The following is an 18387-nucleotide window of genomic DNA, read 5'->3' as shown; positions in this document are numbered from 1 at the left end:
TGTCGGTAGAGAGTGGAGACGACGGTCTGGTGCCGTGGAAAGCATTCTCAAAGCCAACTCTTAAAACTCAAACCAATAAGATTTCAGTTTGTTATTCCCAAAACATCTGAATCTCCACAAGACAAGGACTCAATTCCCCATGGCACGTACCGTTCACTGCATCAAGCTTGGCGTTGACGCTGAAGGCCTGGACTTCCCGCCCTACCCCGGCGAGCTGGGCAAGCGCATTTTTGAAGGCGTGAGCAAGCAGGCCTGGGCCGACTGGCTCAAGCACCAGACGATGCTGGTCAACGAAAACCGCCTGAACCTGGCCGACGCACGCGCCCGCCAGTACCTGGCCCGCCAGATGGAAAACCACTTCTTCGGCGGCGGCGCCGATGCTGCGGCCGGCTACGTGCCTCCTTCGGCCTGAGCCGCTTCGTGCCCTTTCACCGCCCCCGTCGCACCGCGCCGGGGGCGGTTTCATTTGCGGTGCCGCAAACGGCCGCCGCCCAGAGACCGCCTACAATGCCCGCCTTCTTGCGCTGGACGGCGCAGTGGCCGCACACCCTGCGGCGCGGGCCGGTCTTCACCCGAGGTTTTCCGTGCTTCCATCCGTCTCCCTGCTGGAATCGTTCCAGGCATCGCAGTTCACCGTCATGCTGGTGATCTACCTCGTGGCCATCACGGCCGAAGCCATGTCGGGCGCGCTGGCGGCGGGCCGGCGCAACATGGACATCTTCGGCGTGGCCGTGATCGCCTTCGTCACCGCGCTGGGCGGCGGCACCATCCGCGACATGGTGCTGGGCCACTACCCCATCGGCTGGACGCAGCACCCTGAATATGTCTACCTGGTCATCTCGGCCGGGCTGCTGACCATCGTCGTGGCGCGCCACATGCACCATCTCAAGCAGGTCTTTCTGCTGCTGGACGCCATGGGGCTGATCGCCTTCTCGCTGATCGGCTGCAACGTGGCGCTGGAGCTGGGCTACCCGCCCGTGGTGGTGGTGATGTCGGGCATGCTGACCGGCATCAGCGGCGGCATTCTGCGCGACGTGCTGTGCAACCAGGTGCCGGTCGTCTTCCGGCGCGAGCTGTATGCCAGCGTATCGCTGGCCGTGTGCCTGCTCTTCCTGGGCCTGCGCACGCTGGAGGTGGGCTCCAACCTCAGCACCGTCGTCTGCTTTGCCGGCGGCCTCACGCTGCGCCTGGCCGCCATCCGCTTCAAGTGGCGCCTGCCCGTGTTCTCCTACCAGCAGCGCTGGGAGGAGTAGTTCTGCCCCTTGCCCATGTCCGAACCCATTGACTGGCTGCCCGATGGCACGCCCTACAGCCCGCGCTTCGGCGACCGCTACCACAGCGAACTCGGCGGCCTGGACCAGGCCCGCCACGTCTTTCTGGGCGGCTGCGGCCTGCCGGCGGCCTGGGCCGATGCGCCGCAATGGCGCATCCTGGAGACCGGTTTCGGGTTCGGGCTGAATTTCCTCGTGGCCTGGGAAGCCTGGAAAGCCGATCCCCGGCGCCCGAGGCTGCTGCATTTCGTCTCGGCCGAAGCCTTTCCCGTCAGCGCCGACGCCATGCGCCAGGCCATGCCGCGCGAGCCAGGATTGCGCCTGCTGGCCGAAGAGCTGGCCACCCGGTTCCAGGGCCTGCTGCCCGGCGTGCACCGCCTCGCCTTCGAGCAGGGCCGCGTGCTGCTGACGCTGTACATCGGCGATGCCCAGGCCATGCTGCGGCGCCAGCAGATCACGGCCGACAGCATCTACCTGGACGGCTTCACGCCGGAACTCAACCCCGACCTCTGGAGCGCCGACACCCTGCGCGCGCTGGCGCGCCATTGCCGGCGCGGCACGCAGCTGTCCACCTGGTGCGTGGCGCGCACGGTGCGCGATGCCCTGGCCCAGCACGGCTTTCAGGTCCGCAAGGTGGATGGCGTGCGCCCCAAGCGTCACAACCTGCATGCCGTCTACGACCCGGCCTGGCAACCGCGCGGGCCGCGTGCACAGCCGCAGGAAGCCATCACCCCACGGCGCTGCATGGTGCTGGGTGCAGGCATTGCCGGTGCGGCCGCCGCCGCCAGCCTGTCGCGCCGTGGCTGGCAGGTCACCGTGCTGGATGCTGCCGAGGCGCCTGCAGCGGGCGCCTCCGCCCTGCCCGCAGGCCTGTTCTGCCCCCATGTCTCGCCCGATGACAGCCTGCTGTCCCGCCTGAGCCGCGACGGCGCTCGCCTGACCCTGGCGCAGCTGCAAATGCTCTCCGGCCAGGGCCTGCTGCAGCCGGGCACGGACTGGTGCGATACCGGCGTGCTGGAGCACGGCGTGGAAGCCGCCCCGCGGCTGCCGCGCGACTGGAAATCCCCCGGCCCGGGCGACCACTGGAGCAGGCCCGCCAGCGCCGATCAACTCTCGGCGGCCGGCCTGCCCGCCGACGCCCCGGCCTGCTGGCATGTACAGGCCGGCTGGGTACGCCCGGCGCGGCTGGTGCAGGCGCAGCTGGCACTGCCCGGCGTGCGCTGGCAGGGCAGTGCCTGCGTGGCGCGCCTTGCACGCACCGGCACGGGCGATGGCGTACCCACCTGGCAGGCCCTGGATGCACAGGGCGCACTGCTGGCCGAGGCCGAACTGGTCGTGCTTGCACTCGGCCCCGCAACCAATGCGCTGCTGGAGCACAGCCTGGGTGCGCAGGCCGGCTGGCCGCTGCAGCCCATACGCGGCCAGGTCAGCTGGGATGCGCACACCCCGGCCAGCGCGCAGGCCATGCCCCCCTTTCCCGTCAACGGCCATGGCAACCTGGTGCCCGCCATGCCGCTGCCCGGCGATACAGCCGGGCCAGGCTGGGTCATGGGATCGACCTTCGAGCGCGACCAGACCGCGCTGCCGCCCAGCCCCGAAGACCAGGCCGCCGCCCATGCAGCCAATGGCGCCAAACTGGCGCAGCTGCTGCCAGGTGCCTACCAGAGCCTGCAAGGCTTCTTCGACGCGCCACCGCGCGCCACCTGGGGCGCCGTGCGCGTGGCCTCGCCAGACCGGCTGCCCGTGGTCGGACCGGTGTCCGATCAGGCTCCCGGCCTGTGGGCGCTGACGGCCATGGGCTCGCGCGGGCTCACGCTGTCGCTGCTGTGCGGCGAGCTGCTGGCAGCACGCCTGCACGACGAACCGCTGCCCCTGGATGCCAGGCTGGCGGCTGCCCTGGCCAGCGAGCGTCTGGGCCGCAGGCGCTGAACCGTTGAACCGCCCGCCCGCTGAACGGCCGGGCATTCACACAACGGCCTGAAAGAAAACCCGAGTCTTCCCGCAGACGGTTTTTCGTCACTCGTTATGTTTATGAGTACATATCGATAGAATCCGAAACCTGTTTTCAAAAGGAAGCAAATAGCCGCTCCGTGTCCAACCACACAAGAACCTGAAACCGTGACCCTCCAGCCCCGCTCCTGCGCTCCCGCATCCGCACCCGCCCTCTCCTCCCCCGCGTTCCGCCTTCGCTCCGCGCTGACACACGCCCTGCTGCTTGCAGGCCTGGCCGCCAGCACGCAGGCGCAGGCCCAGGTCGAGGTCCAATCGGGCACGCCTGCAGCACAGGCTTCGCAGACCTTCCAGCTGGGCACGGTCGATGTGCGCGATACGCGCGATGAGGCAGAGGCCATATCCGGCGATGAACAGCGACTGGGCGCTGCCGAGATGCGCCAGCGCAATGCCGACACTGTGGCCGACGCCGTGCGCCTGCTGCCGGGCGCCACGCTGTCGCGCAACAATCGCAACGAGGAAATGATTTACCTGCGCGGTTTCGATCCGCGCCAGGTGCCGGTCTTCGTGGACGGCGTGCCGCTGTACGTGCCCTATGACGGCTATGTGGACTTCGGCCGCTTCACCACCTTCGACCTGTCCGAGATCCGCGTGGCCAAGGCCGGCGCATCGCTGATGTATGGCCCCAATACGCTGGGCGGCGCCATCAACCTGGTCACGCGCAAGCCCGTCAAATCCTTCGAGGGCGATGCGCGCGTCGGTGCCGGTGCGGGTGGTGAACGCAAGGCCGCCGTCAATCTGGGCGGCAACCTGGGCACCTGGTACTACCAGCTTGGCGCCTCCTACCTGGACGCGGACAGTTTTCCGCTGCCCAAGGGCTTCAAGGACTTCAAGAAGCAGCCCACCGACACGGGCAACTACCGCGACAACGCCTACCGCACGGACAAGCGCCTGTCGTTCAAGCTGGGCCTCACTCCAAATGCCACGGACGAATACGCGCTGGGCTATGTGCGCCAGGAGGGCGAGAAAGGCAACCCCGTGTATACGGGCAGCGCCACGGGCAAGAACGTCACCCGCTACTGGCGCTGGCCCTACTGGGACAAGGACAGCGTGTACTTCCTGAGCACCACGCGCATCAATGCCGACAACCTGCTCAAGACCCGCATCTACCACGACACCTACAAGAACGGCCTGGACATGTACACGGACGCGAGCTACACGCGCCATGACCCCACCAGCAGCTACAAGGACGTGAGCCAGGGCGCCAGCATCGAGTGGGCCAACTACAGCTTCAAGGGCCATGCGCTGCGCCTGGGCGCGCACTACAAGATCGACGAGCACACCGATGCCGCCTCGGCCAAGGACCCCAGCAAGCACTACCGCGACGTGACGCGCTCCCTGGTGATCGAGGACACGATGGCCCTGGCCGAACGCTGGAGCCTGAACCTGGCGCTCAGCCACGACCAGCGCGATGCGCGCGAGGTCTACCAGTGGCCCACGGGCTCCGCCAGCGCCACCAATGGCGTGGCCAAGCTCGGCTATGCGCTGGGCGGTGGCGGCGAGGCCTATTTCATCGCCTCGCACAAGACGCGCTTTCCCACCATCAAGGACCGCTACTCGGCACGCATGGGCACGGCCCTGGCCAACCCCGACCTGCAGCCCGAGACCGCCAACCACCTGGAACTGGGCGTCAGCGGCTCGCCCTGGCAGGGCGGCCAGGGCCAGGCCGCGCTGTTCTACAGCCGCGTGCGCAACCAGATCCAGACCGTGGTCGTGGCCTCGGCCGAATGCGGCGGCACCACCTGCAACCAGGCGCAGAACGTGGGGCGCACGCGCAACATCGGCATGGAGCTGTCGCTGGCCCAACAGCTGTCGGCACAATGGAGCGTGAACGCCGGCTACACCTACCTGAACCGCCGCAACACCAGCGACTCCAGCATCACGCTGACCAACACGCCGCGCCACCGCCTGCTGGCCGGCATCCAGTGGCGTCCGCTGGCGCAGTGGGAATTCAATGCCGAGGTCGAGACCGAGAAGGGCCGCTACGTGCCGCTGTCGGGCAGCGGCCAGCTGCAGACGCTCAAGCTGTCGGGCTACGGCATTGCCAACCTGCGCGCGCGCTACAAGCCGCGCAGCGACATCACCGTGGACTTCGGCGTGGCCAATATCGGCGACAAGTGGTACCAGTTCGATGACGGCCTGCCCATGCCTGGCCGCAGCTGGTATGTCAACCTGGGCTATCGCTTCTGAAGCACGGACTGGCTCTGAATCCATGGAACCGCTCTGCCCCGATCGCCGCCGCCTGCTGGGCGCCCTGCCCGCGCTGGCAGCCCTGAGCGGCTGCGCCGCCCAGCCGGCCGAACCTGCCAGCGTGAACGTGGCCGTGGTCGGTGGCCTGTCGCTGTGCGGTGTCTGGCCGCACCTGGCCGACGCGGCGGGTCGCAGCCTGGGCCTGTCCGTGCGCACCGCCGTTGCCGCGCCCAAGGAGGGCGTGATACCCGCCATGGCCCAGGGCCGCGCCCAGCTGCTGCTCATCCACGCCAGCGACGAAGCCATGTCGCTGGAGGCTGCCGGCCTGGCATCGGCTGCGCGCGTGTGGGGCTGGAACGAGCATGTGTTCGCCGGCCCAGCGCATGATCCGGCCGGGGTGCGCAGTGCGGCCGATGGGGTGCAGGCCATGCGCCGCATCGTGGCCAGCGGCTCGCCCTTCATCGCGCTGCGCGACCCCGGCAGCTATACCGTGGTCCAGCGGCTGTGGCGCCGCGCCGGCATACGGCCCGACGCCCGCTGGCTGCGCGCCGACACCGGGCCGCGCCCCCAGGCGGTGCTGCAGCTGGCGGCCGAGCTGCAGGCCTATGCCGTGGTCGGCCATATCCCGCTGCATTTCGGCAAGATGGGCGCGCCCGGCATCGAGCTGCTGCTGCACGGAGACCCGCTGATGCGCCGGCCCTATGTGCTGCTCACGCCCGGCCCGCGCCATCCGGCCGACGCCCGCCAGCGCCGCGACGCGCAACGGCTGGCCGAGCATCTGCTGTCCGCACCGGGCCAGCAGGAACTGGCACTGGCCAATGTGGCAGCCGGAGGTCCCTGGATCTTCGGGCGTGACAGCATGCCCCTGGTCAACGACACCGGCGGCGGCCAGGAGTAAAAACCTGACTGGATCCCACAAGCACTGCATGCCATGAACTCACCTGCCGCCCTGCCCCTGGCCGCCCTGGTCCATCCCGACGACGAGCATGCAATGGAGCTGCTGCTCGAACGCGTGGCACGCCGCCTGCAAGGCGCGGGCTGGCGCGTAGGCGGCCTGGTGCATCGCCAGGACCGCTATGCCAACGGCAACAAGCGCATGCAGCTGTTCGACCTGCGCAGTGACCGCCAATTCGAGCTGTCCCAGGACCTGGGCTGCGCCTCGCGCGCCTGCAGCCTCAATCCCCAGGCCCTGGCCCAGGCCAGCGCCGTGCTGCGCCAGGCGCTGGTCGATGGCGTGGATCTGGTGGTGATCAACCGCTTCGGCATCGTCGAGGCCTCGGGCCAGGGCTTTGCCGCCGAATTCGCGGCCTTTGTCGAGGCCGGCACGCCTGTGCTCACGGCCGTCGCGGCCCGCCATCTTGAAGACTGGCGCAGGTACACCGGCAGCCTGCATGCCGAGCTGGCAGCCGATGAGGTGCAGATCGAGCAATGGTGCCGGGCACAGCTTGAGCGCCGTGGCTGCGCCAGCCCCATCCCCTGGCTTTCATGACCGATCTTCTGTTCACCCGCCGCCGCTGGCTGGGCCAGGCCATGGCGGCGCTGGCCTCATCGGCTCTTGTCCCCGGCCATGCCCAGACCACGACCATTGCCGCGCGCATAGGCCAGATACCGGACGCGACCAAACTGCGCCGGGTGTTTGCTGCCGGCCCCCCCGCAGGCGTGCTGGTGGCCACGCTGGCACCGCACAAGCTGCTGGGCTGGCCCCAGCAGCTGGACGATGTCTCGCGCTCCTACCTGGGCCCCACGCTGCAGGCCCTGCCTCACCTGGGCCGCCTGTCCGGGCGCGGCAGCACCATGCCGCTGGAGTCGCTACTGAAGCTGCAGCCCGACCTGGTGCTGGACGCCGGCACGGCCGATGCCACCTATATCTCGGCCACCGAGCGGCTGGCGCGCCAGACCGGCCTGCCCTGCGTGCTGATCCAGGGTTCGCTGGCCGACCACGCAGGCCAGTTGCGCGAGGTCGGCGTCCTGCTGGGCGAGGCCGCGCGTGGCGAAACCCTGGCCCGCCATGCCGATGCCGTGGCGGCGCTGGCGCAGCGTGCCACCAAGGGTCTGGCACCGGCCGAGCGCCCGCGCGTGTACTTCGCGCGCAGCGCCAACGGCCTGGAAACGGGGCTGGCGGGCTCCATCAATGTGGAAGCCGTCGAGTACGCGGGCGGGCGCAATGTGGCGGCCGATGCAGGGCGTGGCGGGCTCACGCGCGTGTCCATGGAGCAGATCCTGGCCTGGGACCCGCAGGTCATCGTCACGCAGGAACCCGGCCTTGCCGAGCGCATGCGCCAGGACCCGCTGTGGCGCGGCGTGGCCGCCGTTCGCTCGGGCCGCGTGCACTGCGCGCCGGTCTGGCCCTTCGGCTGGCTGGACGGGCCGCCCGGCGTCAACCGGCTCATCGGCGTGCGCTGGCTGCTGGAAAAACTCCACCCGCAGGCGCAGGCCCTGCAGGGACTGCCGCCGCTGGAACGCGAGGTGCGCGACTTCTACCGCCTGTTCTACGGCGCCGACCTGTCGCCCGCAGCGCTGGGCAGGCTGATGGAGACTGCGCGTTGATGCCTGCCACAGGCCGCCGCCTGGGGTGGGTGCTCGCACTGGCCTTGCTGGCCGCCGTGCTGCTGTGGGCGCTGGCGGCGGGTCAGTTCTCCATCGCGCCGCAGCAGCTGTGGCAGTCGCTGCTGGCGCGCGCCACGGGCACGGCGTCCCCCTTGTCCGCCAGCGCCGAGACCGTGCTCTGGAACATCCGCCTGCCGCGCATCGCCGCAGGCCTGGCCGTGGGCGCCACGCTGGCGGCGGCGGGCGCGGCCTACCAGGGCATGTTCCGCAACCCGCTGGTCTCGCCCGACATCCTGGGCGTCTCGGCCGGTGCCGGCCTGGGCGCGGTGCTGGGCATCTTCCTGGGCTGGTCCATGGCGGCCGTGCAGGCCCTGGCCTTTGGCGGCGGGCTGGCCGCCGTGGCCGTGGTGGTGGCCATCAGCGCCAGCGTGCGCCGCCATGACCCGGTGCTGGTTCTGGTGCTGGCCGGCATTGCGCTGGGCGCGCTGTTGGGTGCGGGCATCGCCCTGGTCAAGACGCTGGCCGACCCCAATACGCAGCTGCCATCCATCACCTTCTGGCTCATGGGCGGCCTGAGCGCCGTCACCCTGCCCGAGCTGGGTGCCACAGCGCCCGTGATGCTGTGCGCCCTGCTGCCCCTGCTGCTGCTGCGCTGGCGCATCAACCTGCTGGGTCTGCCCGACGAAGAGGCGCTGGCCCTGGGCGTGCCCGTGGCACGCCTGCGCCTGCTGCTGGTGGCCTGTGCCACGCTGGGCACGGCGGCCGCCGTGTCGCTGGCCGGCATCGTCGGCTGGGTGGGGCTGGTGGTGCCGCATGTGGCGCGCCTGCTGGTCGGCCCCAATTTCGTGCGCCTGCTGCCGGCCTCGGCGCTGCTGGGCGCGGGCTTCGTGGTTGCGGCCGACACCCTGGCGCGCAGCGCGGCGCGCATCGAGCTGCCGCTGGGCATTCTCACGGCCCTGGTCGGCGCGCCCTTCTTTCTCTACCTGCTGTCGCGCACGGGGCGCAATGACTGAGGTGCAGGCCCCACCCGTGCTGCAGACGCTGGCCCTGGCCACGGGCCATGGACGGCGGCGCGTCAGCCAGGGGCTGGACCTGGCCATTGCCGCAGGCGAGGTACTGTGCCTGCTGGGCCCCAACGGCTGCGGCAAGACCACGCTGTTCCGCACCGTGCTGGGCCTGCTGGCGCCGCTGGCCGGAGAGGTGCGCGTGCAGGGCCAGCCCGTGCACAGCTGGCCGCGTGCCGAGTTTGCGCGGCGCGTGGGCTATGTGCCCCAGGCGCAGGCCGGCGTCTTCGGCTTCGAGGCGCTGGACATGGTGCTCATGGGCCGTGCCGCACGCCTGCCTGCGCTGGCCCGGCCCTCGGAAGCAGACCGGGCCATGGCGCTGGGCTGCATGGAGCAACTGGGCATAGGCCACCTGGCTCCGCGCCCCTATACCGAGCTGAGCGGCGGCGAGCGCCAGCTGGTGCTGATCGCACGCGCCCTGGCCCAGGAGCCCGCGCTGCTGGTCATGGACGAGCCCACGGCCAGCCTGGACTTCGGCAACCAGATCCGCGTGCTGGACCAGATTGCCGCGCTGCGTGCACGCGGCATGGCCGTGCTGCTGTCCACCCACCAGCCCGAGCATGCGCTGCAGGTGGCCGACCGCATCGCCCTGCTGGGCCGCGGCGGCCTCCAGGCCTGCGGTGCGGCGGCGCAGGTGGCCACGCCTGCCGCGCTGGCAGTGCTCTATGGTGTGAGCGAGGCGGCGGTGGCGACGCGGCTGCCGGCAATCCCTAAGGTCTGGGCGGGCGCCACTTCCAGCACGGCGGCGGCGTCAAGGGCCGGCCTGCATCCTTGAGCAAGCGCTCCAGCAATTGCTGCTCGCTGTGGATGGACGGATCGGCCAGCAGCCGGGCAAACCGGGTTCCTCCGTCCTGCATGCCGAGCGGGGCGGACGCTTGCATCAGCCACTCCAACTGGCGGCGCCGGGCCTGGGCCGCGGCGTGCTCGGCCGGGGTTTTGGCCAGCCGGCGTTGAATCGCCAGCCCAAAGCCCTCATCCAGCACGGTCGATGAGCGCTGCGTCAGCAGGCGGGCCACATGCAGGCAGTCGGCCTCGCGTGCCGTGGTCTTGCCCATCGCTTCGGGCTTGCAGGCATCCAGCAGCGTCTTGTAGCCCGTCAAGGGGAAGGCTGTCCAGATCCCTATTGCAGTGATCACCGCGCCTTCCTCGAGCCGGTAGTTCGGACTGCCTCCCAGCGCCTGCAGCTCCTGTGCCGTGGGCGGATGGCGCAGCAAAGCGGACTGCATCCAGCGCACGCCGTCATACATGTGCATGTCCGCATAGCGGCTTTCGCGCGCTGCAACCAGCAGTTCCTGCGGTCCCAGCGCCTGCAGCATCAGCGCAGAGAAATTGCTGGGCTCCAGCGCCAGCCAGCGGCGCGCAGCCTCGGCGCGCACTTCGCCTTCGTCCTCAGGGGCCTTGGAGGCCAGCAGTTGATAGGCCAGCGCGTCCTGCCCCGCCCGCTCCAGCGCGTCCTGGCGCCAGCCCTCGGCCTGGCTGACAGCGCTTTTGTCGCGGGGCGACAGATTGATCAGGATGGCCGCAAAGGCCAGATCGCGCCCGCTGCCGGAACGGGCCAACTGCGCCGCCACGCGATGCAGATACGCATCCCAGGCTGATTCCTGTGCGGATTTGTCGGGTTCAGTCGTCTCGGCGGTGTGAGTTGCGGACAACGGGGACGGCGGCTGGGCCGGGCTCCGGACCTGCGCCTGGACAGCAGCGGTCAACGCCAGGGCCAGCCCGATGGCGGCACAACGGTTTCGCATTTTGAAATCCTCCCTCTGTCGGGCAGAGCATATCGGGCCGTCATGCGTCGGCCGGGTCAGCCTCACAAAGCCTGCTGCCTTTGACTTATATCCATATCCACATACTTGCAGGACAAAACAATCGTTTGCTTCTATAAGGCCATTGCTTACATTCCCGTCCATGCAGGGTTCTGCGCGCGTTTCCCGCAAGTGCCTCGGTGCCACGCAATGACCCCCTGCACCGCCGCCACCGGCGGCAGTCGAAGACCCCACATCCGAAGCGCCATGTACCAATACACCGAATTCGACAAACAGTTCATCCGCCTGCGCGCCGAGCAGTTCCGTGACCAGCTCGAACGCTGGCAGGCCGGCAAGCTCTCGGAGGATGAGTTCAAGCCCCTGCGCCTGCAAAACGGCTGGTATGTGCAACGCTACGCGCCCATGCTGCGCGTGGCCGTGCCCTACGGCGAACTGTCCAGCGCCCAGTTGCGCGTGCTGGCCCGCGTGGCCCGCGAGTACGACCAACCCGACGCCGCCCTGCTGGCCGAGGCCCGCGCCACCCAGGACCGGCTGGGCGACATCCCGCTGCACGACGGCCGCCGCATCGGCTCCGACCTGAAGTTCGGCTACGGCCACTTCACCACGCGCACCAACGTCCAGTACAACTGGATTCCGCTGTCAAAGGCCGCCGACGTGATGGACCTGCTGGCCAGCGTCAGCCTGCACGGCATCCAGACCAGCGGCAACTGCATCCGCAACATCAACAGCGACGCGCTGGCGGGCATCGCCATCGACGAGATCGCCGACCCCCGCCCCTTCACAGAAATCCTGCGCCAGTGGAGCACGCTGCACCCCGAGTTCAGCTTCCTGCCGCGCAAGTTCAAGGTCTCCATCAGCGGTGCCGAGGAAGACCGCGCCGCGCTGGGCTGGTACGACGTGGGCCTGCAGTTGCTCAAGAACGAGGCCGGCGAGCTGGGCTTCAAGGTGCGCGTGGGCGGCGGCATGGGCCGCACGCCCACCATCAGCCCGGTGCTGCGCGAGTTCCTGCCCTGGAACCAGCTGATGAACTACCTGGAAGCCGTGATCCGCGTCTACAACCGCTACGGCCGCCGCGACAACGCCTGGAAGGCGCGCATCAAGATCCTCGTGAAGTCCGAGGGCCAGAACTTCATCGACCAGGTCGATGAGGAATTCCGCCAGATCGTCGAGGTCGAGGGTGGTCCCCACACCATCACGCAAGCCGAGTACGACCGCGTGGCCGCCAATTTCCGCGAGCCCGAGCTGGACCTGTCGCCCGCCAATGCCGAGGCCGAGACCCTGGCCCTGCTGCGCACGGCCGCCGAGGAAGACAAGGACTTCGGCCGCTGGCTGATCAGCAACGTGCGCCCGCACCGCCACCCGCAGTTGCGCGCCGTGCTGCTGTCGTTCAAGCGCCTGGGCTACGCGCCCGGCGACGCCACGGCCGACCAGATGGATGCCGCCGCCGAGCTGGCCGACCAGTTCTCGGCCGGCGAGATGCGCGTCACCCACGAGCAGAACCTGCTGCTGCCCTGGGTGCGCCGCGACCAGTTGCCCCAGCTGTACAAGGCGGCCAAGGCCCTGGGCCTGGCCAAGCCCAACATCGGCCTGCTGACCGACATGATCGCCTGCCCGGGCGGCGACTTCTGCTCGCTGGCCAATGCACGCTCCCTGCCCATTGCCGAGGCCATCACCGAGCGCTACCAGGACCTGGACGAGCTGTGGGACCTGGGCGAGATCGACCTGCACATCAGCGGCTGCATCAACAGCTGCGGCCACCACCACAGCGGCCACATCGGCATCCTGGGCGTGGACAAGGACGGCAAGGAGTGGTACCAGATCACGCTGGGCGGCGCCGACGGCTCCCACCTGTCCGGCCCGGCCACGCCCGGCAAGATCATCGGCCCCTCCTTCAGCGCCGCCGAAGTGCCCGGCGTGATCGAGGCCCTGCTGGCCACCTACCGCGAGCAGCGCCAAAGCGAAGGCGGCCGTTTCGAGACCTTCATCGCCACCGTGCGCCGCGTGGGCATCGACCCGTTCAAGGCCGCCGGCAATGCCGCCCGCCACCCCGCCAAGCACACCGAGGAAGCGGCCGCCTGACCCCAGGTGAGAGCCGCAGGAGATCCCCATGAAAATCATCGCCGCACACGAGCACCAAAGCCCGGCCGAAGGCCAGCAGACCATCATTGCCCCGGCCAATGACGCCGATCCCTTCACGCTGGATCTGACCGGCGTGCAGCGCATCGACCTGCACTTTCCCAAGTTCACCGATGGCCGCGCCTTCAGCCAGGCGCGCCTGCTGCGCAAGCGCCTGGGCTTTGTGGGCGAGATCCGCGCCACCGGCGACGTGCTGATCGACCAGCTGGTGCAGATGCAGCGCTGCGGCTTCGACGTGGCCGTGCTGCGCGAAGGCGTGGACATCGCCGATGCCCAGCGCCAACTGGACCGCTTCCACGGCTTCTACCAGGGTGATGCCGTGCATCCCGAGCCCCACTTCGTCAAGGCGGCCTGACATGGGTGCGCAAAGCTTTCTGTCGCGACAGGCATCGGCCAAGGCCACCGAGGTCAACGGCCGTGCCAGCAGCGGCTTTGCCGACAAGCTGGCCGCCACCGAGGCCCTGCTGCGCGAGGCCGCGGCGCTGGGTGCCGAGGCCGTGACCCAGGCCTCCAGCCTGGGCGCCGAGGATGTGGTGATCACCGACATCATCCACCGCCTGGGCCTGGACATCCCCGTCTTCGTGCTGGACACCGGCGCGCTGCACACCGAGACCCTGGCCCTGCTGGAGCGCACCCAGTCGCTGCCCGGCCTGAGCGTCAAGGTCTACCGGCCGCAGCTCGAATCGGTGATCCACTTCATCCGCGACAACGGCCAGGACGCCATGTACCGCAGCATCGAGCTGCGCAAGGCCTGCTGCGGCGTGCGCAAGATGGAGCCGCTGGCGCGCGCGCTGGCCGGCAAGAGCGCCTGGATCACGGGCCTGCGCCGCGAGCAGTCCAACGCCCGCGCCGACGTGCCCGCCGTGGACCGCAGCGAGGTCGAGTCCAAGGGCCTGACCAAGTTCAACCCGCTGACAGACTGGACCCAGGGCGATGTCTGGCACTACATCGCCAGCCACGGCGTGGACTACAACCCGCTGCACGACCAGTTCTATCCCAGCATCGGCTGCGCACCCTGCACGCGCGCCGTCAGCCTTGGCGAGGACTTCCGCGCCGGCCGCTGGTGGTGGGAGGACGAAGCGGCCAAGGAATGCGGCCTGCACGCCAAGAAGTGAAGCCTGCAGGGTTTGACACCGATTTGATTGGAAACCAAGAAATGAACGCCCGTGTGGACACCTCCGTGCTGAGCCATCTCAGCAACCGCCACCTCGACGCCCTCGAAGAGGAAACCATCTTCGTGCTGCGCGAAGTGGCCGCCGCCTTCGAGCGCCCCACCCTGCTGTTTTCGGGCGGCAAGGACTCGCTGGTCATGCTGCGCTGCGCCGAAAAGGCCTTCGGCAAGGGCCGCATCCCCTATCCGCTGCTGATGATCGACACCGGCCACAACTTCCCGGAAGTGACCGATTTCCGCGACCTGCGTGCCAAGGAGCTCGGCGCCGAACTCATCGTGCGCAGCGTCGAGGACTCCATGGCACGCGGCACCGTGCGCCTGGCCCATCCGGGCGAAAGCCGCAACGTCCACCAGTCGGTAACGCTGCTGGAGGCCATCGATGAATTCCGCTTCGACGCCCTGATCGGCGGCGCGCGCCGCGACGAGGAAAAGGCCCGCGCCAAGGAACGCATCTTCAGCCACCGCGACAGCTTCGGCCAATGGCAGCCCAAGGCCCAGCGCCCCGAGCTGTGGACGCTGTTCAACACGCGTCTGGCCCCCGGCGAGCACTTCCGCGTGTTCCCCATCAGCAACTGGACCGAACTCGACGTCTGGCAATACATCGAGCGCGAGCAGATCGCCCTGCCCAGCATCTACTACACGCACAAGCGCGAAGTGGTGGAGCGCCGCGGCCTGCTGGTGCCCGTGACCGAACTCACGCCCCCGCGCGACGGCGAGGAAGTCGTGGTGCGCGATGTGCGCTTTCGCACCGTGGGCGACATCACCTGCACCTGCCCCGTGGAAAGCGAAGCCGCCACGGCAGCCGACATCGTGCTCGAAACCCTGGCCGCCGAAGTCAGCGAACGCGGCGCCACGCGCATGGACGACAAGACCAGCGACGCCTCCATGGAAAAGCGCAAGAAGGACGGATATTTCTGATGACCACCGCAAGCATTGCCGCCGACGCAGCCGTCGCGGATTCCACGGCCACCCAGGCCAGCCAGGCCACACAGCAGACCGCCGCCAACGCCTCGGCCTTGCGCTTCATCACCTGCGGCTCCGTCGATGACGGCAAGAGCACGCTGATCGGCCGCCTTCTGGTGGACACGCGCGCCGTGCTGCAGGACCAGCTGGCCGGTGTCACCAAGAGCGGCGAGACCGACCTGGCGCTGCTGACCGACGGCCTGTCGGCCGAGCGCGAGCAGGGCATCACCATCGACGTGGCCTACCGCTACTTCGCCACCGAAAGCCGCAAGTTCATCATCGGCGACGCGCCGGGCCATGAGCAGTACACGCGCAACATGGTCACCGCCGCCAGCAGCGCCGACGCCGCCGTGGTGCTGGTCGATGCCACCAAGCTCGACTGGAAGAACCCGCAGCTCACCCTGCTGCCGCAGACGCGCCGCCACAGCCTGCTGGCCCACCTGCTGCGCGTGCATTCGCTGGTGTTTGCCGTCAACAAGCTCGACGCCGTCGAAGACCCGCAACAGGCCTTCGTCCACATCCGCGGCGCGCTGGAGCGCTTCACGGCCGAGGCCGGCATTGCCTCGGCCGCCACCGTGCCCGTCTCGGCCCTCAAGGGCTTCAATGTGGTCAACGCCGAGCCCGGCTGGGCCGGCTACGACGGCCCCAGCCTGCTGCAACTGCTGGAGCAGTTGCCCAACACGCCTACCGACACCGGCCTGGCGCTGGCCTTCCCCGTGCAGTGGGTGGAGAAATTCTCGTCCTCGGCCGATACCAGCCAGGGCCGACGCGTATTCTGGGGCCGCGTGGCAGCAGGCCGCGCACGCGTGGGCGACGCCGTGCAGATCCTGCCCAGCGGCCAGCAGGCCGTGATTGCCCAGGTGCTCGACCATGCCCGCGTTCCCGGCCCCATCGATGCAGGCCTGTCGGCCGGCATCACGCTGGACCGAGAGGTCGATGTCTCGCGCGGCGACTGGCTCGTCGCAGCCCCAACAGCTGCAGCGGCCGCGGCCGATGACGACTTCGACGCCCCGCAAGCGCAGCCCGCATGGCCCAGCAAGCGCGAGTTGACCGCCACCGTGGCCTGGATGGACGAGCAGCCGCTGGTCCCCGGCCGCACCTACCTGGCGCTGCATGGCCACCGCTGGATCAAGGCCAAGGCCCGCCGCGTGGTGCACCGCCTGAACATCCACACGCTGGCCCAGGAAGAGGCCACGCAACTGGAGCCCAACGCCATCGGCCGCGTGGAGCTGCTGCTGCAGGAAAGCATTCCCGCAGCGCCCTTCGCCCAGGCCCGCCAGTTGGGTGCGCTGATCCTTGTGGACACGGCCAGCCACGCCACCGCAGGCGCTGCACTGCTGGATTGAGCAACTGGGCAGTCCCGCTTCGCGAGCCGGCACATGCCGGCTCGTGGGCTTTCGGAAAACCGCAGCAGTCCGCGCCAGAATCCTTGCCATGTGCGGGACTGGCTCCTGAAAAATTTTAGAATCCCGGGTTGATACCGACATTCACACTGCCATAAAAGACTCCCATGACTCACGTCGTCACCGAAAACTGCATCAAGTGCAAATACACAGATTGTGTGGATGTCTGCCCCGTGGACTGCTTCCGCGAAGGCCCCAACTTCCTCGTGATCGACCCTGACGAGTGCATCGATTGCGCCGTGTGCATTCCCGAATGCCCGGCCAATGCCATCTTTGCCGAGGAAGACGTCCCCGCCGACCAACTGGCCTTCATCAAGCTCAATGCCGAGCTGTCGCTGGAAAAGGGCTGGAAGAGCATCACCAAGCGCAAGGCCTCGCTGCCCGACGCCGACGACTGGAACGGCAAGCCCGGCAAGATCGATCAACTCGAGCGCTGAAGCCGCGCAGCCCATGCAAGACACCTCCGGCACGCAACCGATCCAGACCGATGCCCTCGTCATAGGCGCAGGCCCGGCGGGCCTGTTCCAGGTGTTCCAGCTGGGCCTGCAAGGCATCCGCTGCCATGTCGTCGATGCCCTGCCCCATGTGGGCGGGCAGTGCGCGCAGCTGTACGGCGACAAGCCCATCTACGACATTCCCGGCATTCCGGTATGCACGGGCCATGAACTGGTCCAGCTGCTGCAGCGGCAGATCGCGCCCATGGACGTGCAACTGCACCTTTCCCAGCAGGTCGCCCGGCTGCAGCGCATGGACGATGGCCGCTGGCTGGCGCAGACCTCGCAAGGCCTTGAACTGCACGCGCGCAGCGTCTTCATTGCTGCAGGCGTGGGCGCCTTTGTGCCCAAGGCCTTGAAGGTGCCCGGCGTGGAGCAGCTGGCTGCAGGCCAGCTCCACTACCATCCTGCCAATCTGGACATGGTGCGCGGCCGGACCGTCGTCGTCCACGGCGGCGATGAAGAGGCCGTGGCGGCAGCCATCGCCGCCGCCGACAAGGCACAGACCACCTGCCTGCTCTATCGCCGCGACGCCTTCCAGGCCTCGGCCGCCCAGCTGGAACGCCTGCAGGAGCTGCGCGACAGCGGCGCCATCCGCGTGGTGATCGGCCAGATCACGCAACTGCATGCCGATGCAGGCCAACTGCGCGCCGTTCAATGGATGGATGGCGAAGGCCAGGAGCACGAACTGGCGGCGCAGCAATTGGTCGTCTGCCTGGGCATCTCCCCCCGCCTGGGCCCGGTCGCCGAATGGGGCCTGGCCATGGAACGCAAGCAGCTGCTGGTGAACCCTGCAACCCAGGCCACCGATGCGCCCGGCATCTATGCGATTGGCGACATCGTCAGCTACCCGGGCAAGCACAAGCTGATCCTGTGCGGCTTCCATGAAGCCACCATGGCGGCCTTTGCCGCCGCCGAGTATCTGCAGGGCGAAAAACCGCTGCTGCAGTACACGACGACCAGCGCACGGCTGCACGCCATCCTTGGCGTTTCCCACCCGGAGGCATGATTCCTCTTGGCCGCACCCCGGCGGCCCTACAGTTTGGCGCGGCAGTGTCGATAGAGTTGGCAGCGTCCACTCATGCACATCAAGCCTATGGTTGCCACACTAGAAGCCCCTCCCAACACCGCCATCGCGCCACCGGCCGATCCGCGCAGCTTCACCTTCCAGATGCCGCTGTTTCGCCCCGGCACGAATGTCACGCAAAACGGCAAGGCCGAGAAGGTCAGCCACGTGATACTGCGTCGCCGCGAACTGATGGTCTACCTGGTCGGCCATGAGGACCCGGTCAGGCCTGAACGGCTGAGCATCACGCCCTCGATGTTCACCACACAGCGGCGCCCTGAAGCCCTGAGCTGGATTCTGTGACAGAAA

Annotated in this window: 18 protein-coding genes; 17 read left to right on the top strand and 1 reads right to left on the bottom strand. The window is 68.5% G+C overall.

What is annotated here, in order from left to right; genetic code table 11:
* Nucleotides 1-139 precede the first annotated feature (139 nt).
* The 9 genes from ACFPFG_RS29400 to ACFPFG_RS29360 all read left to right on the top strand — a co-directional run bounded on the left by ACFPFG_RS29400 (nt 140) and on the right by ACFPFG_RS29360 (nt 9857).
* Nucleotides 140-412: an oxidative damage protection protein gene (locus tag ACFPFG_RS29400; protein ID WP_013801659.1), complete on the top strand. Its 273-nt coding sequence runs from the start codon at nt 140-142 to the stop codon at nt 410-412.
* 172 nt (nt 413-584) lie between these two features.
* Nucleotides 585-1253, top strand: coding sequence for a trimeric intracellular cation channel family protein (locus ACFPFG_RS29395; protein ID WP_012206442.1), 669 nt, complete (start codon nt 585-587; stop codon nt 1251-1253).
* 15 nt (nt 1254-1268) lie between these two features.
* Nucleotides 1269-3200: a bifunctional tRNA (5-methylaminomethyl-2-thiouridine)(34)-methyltransferase MnmC2/FAD-dependent 5-carboxymethylaminomethyl-2-thiouridine(34) oxidoreductase MnmC1 gene (gene mnmC / locus ACFPFG_RS29390; protein WP_380109430.1), complete on the top strand. Its 1932-nt coding sequence runs from the start codon at nt 1269-1271 to the stop codon at nt 3198-3200.
* A gap of 189 nt (nt 3201-3389) precedes the next feature.
* Nucleotides 3390-5471, top strand: coding sequence for a TonB-dependent receptor plug domain-containing protein (locus tag ACFPFG_RS29385; protein ID WP_380109428.1), 2082 nt, complete (start codon nt 3390-3392; stop codon nt 5469-5471).
* A gap of 22 nt (nt 5472-5493) precedes the next feature.
* The gene (locus tag ACFPFG_RS29380) at nt 5494-6369 is read left to right on the top strand and encodes an ABC transporter substrate-binding protein (RefSeq protein ID WP_183019752.1); all 876 of its coding nucleotides are present in this window, start codon (nt 5494-5496) and stop codon (nt 6367-6369) included.
* Between the two features lie 33 nt (nt 6370-6402).
* Nucleotides 6403-6960 carry a DUF2478 domain-containing protein gene (locus ACFPFG_RS29375; protein WP_312378377.1) on the top strand — a complete coding sequence of 186 codons (558 nt, stop codon included), beginning with the start codon at nt 6403-6405 and terminating at the stop codon, nt 6958-6960.
* On the top strand, nt 6957-8018 hold the full coding sequence (locus ACFPFG_RS29370; protein WP_380109425.1) for an iron ABC transporter substrate-binding protein: 1062 nt from the start codon (nt 6957-6959) through the stop codon (nt 8016-8018). Before ACFPFG_RS29375 ends, ACFPFG_RS29370 begins: the two co-directional genes overlap by 4 nt.
* Nucleotides 8018-9031, top strand: a complete 1014-nt coding sequence (locus tag ACFPFG_RS29365) for a FecCD family ABC transporter permease (protein ID WP_047218075.1) — start codon at nt 8018-8020, stop codon at nt 9029-9031. Before ACFPFG_RS29370 ends, ACFPFG_RS29365 begins: the two co-directional genes overlap by 1 nt.
* Complete coding sequence (locus tag ACFPFG_RS29360; protein WP_183019749.1) at nt 9024-9857, top strand: ABC transporter ATP-binding protein; 834 nt, start codon at nt 9024-9026, stop codon at nt 9855-9857. Before ACFPFG_RS29365 ends, ACFPFG_RS29360 begins: the two co-directional genes overlap by 8 nt.
* Here the strand turns inward: ACFPFG_RS29360 and ACFPFG_RS29355 are convergent.
* Nucleotides 9793-10827, bottom strand: coding sequence for a hypothetical protein (locus ACFPFG_RS29355; RefSeq protein ID WP_380109423.1), 1035 nt, complete (start codon nt 10825-10827; stop codon nt 9793-9795). The genes ACFPFG_RS29360 and ACFPFG_RS29355 overlap by 65 nt on opposite strands.
* 264 nt (nt 10828-11091) lie before the next feature.
* Between ACFPFG_RS29355 and ACFPFG_RS29350 the strand changes: the two genes are divergently transcribed.
* The 8 genes from ACFPFG_RS29350 (at nt 11092) to ACFPFG_RS29315 (ending at nt 18381) form a co-directional block, all read left to right on the top strand.
* A complete protein-coding gene (locus ACFPFG_RS29350; protein WP_183019747.1) occupies nt 11092-12924 on the top strand; it encodes a nitrite/sulfite reductase in 1833 nt (610 codons plus the stop codon).
* 28 nt (nt 12925-12952) lie between these two features.
* The gene (locus tag ACFPFG_RS29345) at nt 12953-13336 is read left to right on the top strand and encodes a DUF934 domain-containing protein (RefSeq protein WP_183019746.1); all 384 of its coding nucleotides are present in this window, start codon (nt 12953-12955) and stop codon (nt 13334-13336) included.
* A 1-nt stretch (nt 13337) separates the two neighbouring features.
* Nucleotides 13338-14096, top strand: coding sequence for a phosphoadenylyl-sulfate reductase (locus ACFPFG_RS29340; protein ID WP_183019745.1), 759 nt, complete (start codon nt 13338-13340; stop codon nt 14094-14096).
* A gap of 41 nt (nt 14097-14137) precedes the next feature.
* Complete coding sequence (cysD, locus tag ACFPFG_RS29335; protein WP_013801646.1) at nt 14138-15070, top strand: sulfate adenylyltransferase subunit CysD; 933 nt, start codon at nt 14138-14140, stop codon at nt 15068-15070.
* The gene (locus ACFPFG_RS29330; RefSeq protein WP_380109420.1) at nt 15070-16461 is read left to right on the top strand and encodes a sulfate adenylyltransferase subunit 1; all 1392 of its coding nucleotides are present in this window, start codon (nt 15070-15072) and stop codon (nt 16459-16461) included. Before cysD ends, ACFPFG_RS29330 begins: the two co-directional genes overlap by 1 nt.
* Nucleotides 16462-16625: 164 nt before the next feature.
* A complete protein-coding gene (gene fdxA / locus ACFPFG_RS29325; protein ID WP_013801644.1) occupies nt 16626-16955 on the top strand; it encodes a ferredoxin FdxA in 330 nt (109 codons plus the stop codon).
* A gap of 13 nt (nt 16956-16968) precedes the next feature.
* Nucleotides 16969-18021 carry an NAD(P)/FAD-dependent oxidoreductase gene (locus ACFPFG_RS29320; protein ID WP_374617444.1) on the top strand — a complete coding sequence of 351 codons (1053 nt, stop codon included), beginning with the start codon at nt 16969-16971 and terminating at the stop codon, nt 18019-18021.
* A gap of 87 nt (nt 18022-18108) precedes the next feature.
* Complete coding sequence (locus ACFPFG_RS29315) at nt 18109-18381, top strand: hypothetical protein (RefSeq protein WP_232245749.1); 273 nt, start codon at nt 18109-18111, stop codon at nt 18379-18381.
* The last annotated feature ends 6 nt before the right edge of the window (nt 18382-18387 follow it).

It is taken from the genome of Delftia deserti (genome assembly GCF_042653485.1).
GTDB lineage: Bacteria > Pseudomonadota > Gammaproteobacteria > Burkholderiales > Burkholderiaceae_C > Comamonas > Comamonas acidovorans.
This window is presented reverse-complemented; position numbering and strand designations above follow the sequence as displayed.

What these genes read in the sequence shown, in the direction of transcription:
- ACFPFG_RS29400 (WP_013801659.1), top strand. Translation starts at nt 140, where the DNA reads ATGGCACGTACCGTTCACTGCATCAAGCTTGGCGTTGACGCTGAAGGC.
- mnmC (WP_380109430.1), top strand. Translation starts at nt 1,269, where the DNA reads ATGTCCGAACCCATTGACTGGCTGCCCGATGGCACGCCCTACAGCCCG.
- ACFPFG_RS29380 (WP_183019752.1), top strand. Translation starts at nt 5,494, where the DNA reads ATGGAACCGCTCTGCCCCGATCGCCGCCGCCTGCTGGGCGCCCTGCCC.
- ACFPFG_RS29375 (WP_312378377.1), top strand. Translation starts at nt 6,403, where the DNA reads ATGAACTCACCTGCCGCCCTGCCCCTGGCCGCCCTGGTCCATCCCGAC.
- ACFPFG_RS29370 (WP_380109425.1), top strand. Translation starts at nt 6,957, where the DNA reads ATGACCGATCTTCTGTTCACCCGCCGCCGCTGGCTGGGCCAGGCCATG.
- ACFPFG_RS29365 (WP_047218075.1), top strand. Translation starts at nt 8,018, where the DNA reads ATGCCTGCCACAGGCCGCCGCCTGGGGTGGGTGCTCGCACTGGCCTTG.
- ACFPFG_RS29360 (WP_183019749.1), top strand. Translation starts at nt 9,024, where the DNA reads ATGACTGAGGTGCAGGCCCCACCCGTGCTGCAGACGCTGGCCCTGGCC.
- ACFPFG_RS29355 (WP_380109423.1), bottom strand. Translation starts at nt 10,827, where the DNA reads ATGCGAAACCGTTGTGCCGCCATCGGGCTGGCCCTGGCGTTGACCGCT.
- ACFPFG_RS29350 (WP_183019747.1), top strand. Translation starts at nt 11,092, where the DNA reads ATGTACCAATACACCGAATTCGACAAACAGTTCATCCGCCTGCGCGCC.
- ACFPFG_RS29345 (WP_183019746.1), top strand. Translation starts at nt 12,953, where the DNA reads ATGAAAATCATCGCCGCACACGAGCACCAAAGCCCGGCCGAAGGCCAG.
- ACFPFG_RS29340 (WP_183019745.1), top strand. Translation starts at nt 13,338, where the DNA reads ATGGGTGCGCAAAGCTTTCTGTCGCGACAGGCATCGGCCAAGGCCACC.
- cysD (WP_013801646.1), top strand. Translation starts at nt 14,138, where the DNA reads ATGAACGCCCGTGTGGACACCTCCGTGCTGAGCCATCTCAGCAACCGC.
- ACFPFG_RS29330 (WP_380109420.1), top strand. Translation starts at nt 15,070, where the DNA reads ATGACCACCGCAAGCATTGCCGCCGACGCAGCCGTCGCGGATTCCACG.
- fdxA (WP_013801644.1), top strand. Translation starts at nt 16,626, where the DNA reads ATGACTCACGTCGTCACCGAAAACTGCATCAAGTGCAAATACACAGAT.
- ACFPFG_RS29320 (WP_374617444.1), top strand. Translation starts at nt 16,969, where the DNA reads ATGCAAGACACCTCCGGCACGCAACCGATCCAGACCGATGCCCTCGTC.
- ACFPFG_RS29315 (WP_232245749.1), top strand. Translation starts at nt 18,109, where the DNA reads ATGGTTGCCACACTAGAAGCCCCTCCCAACACCGCCATCGCGCCACCG.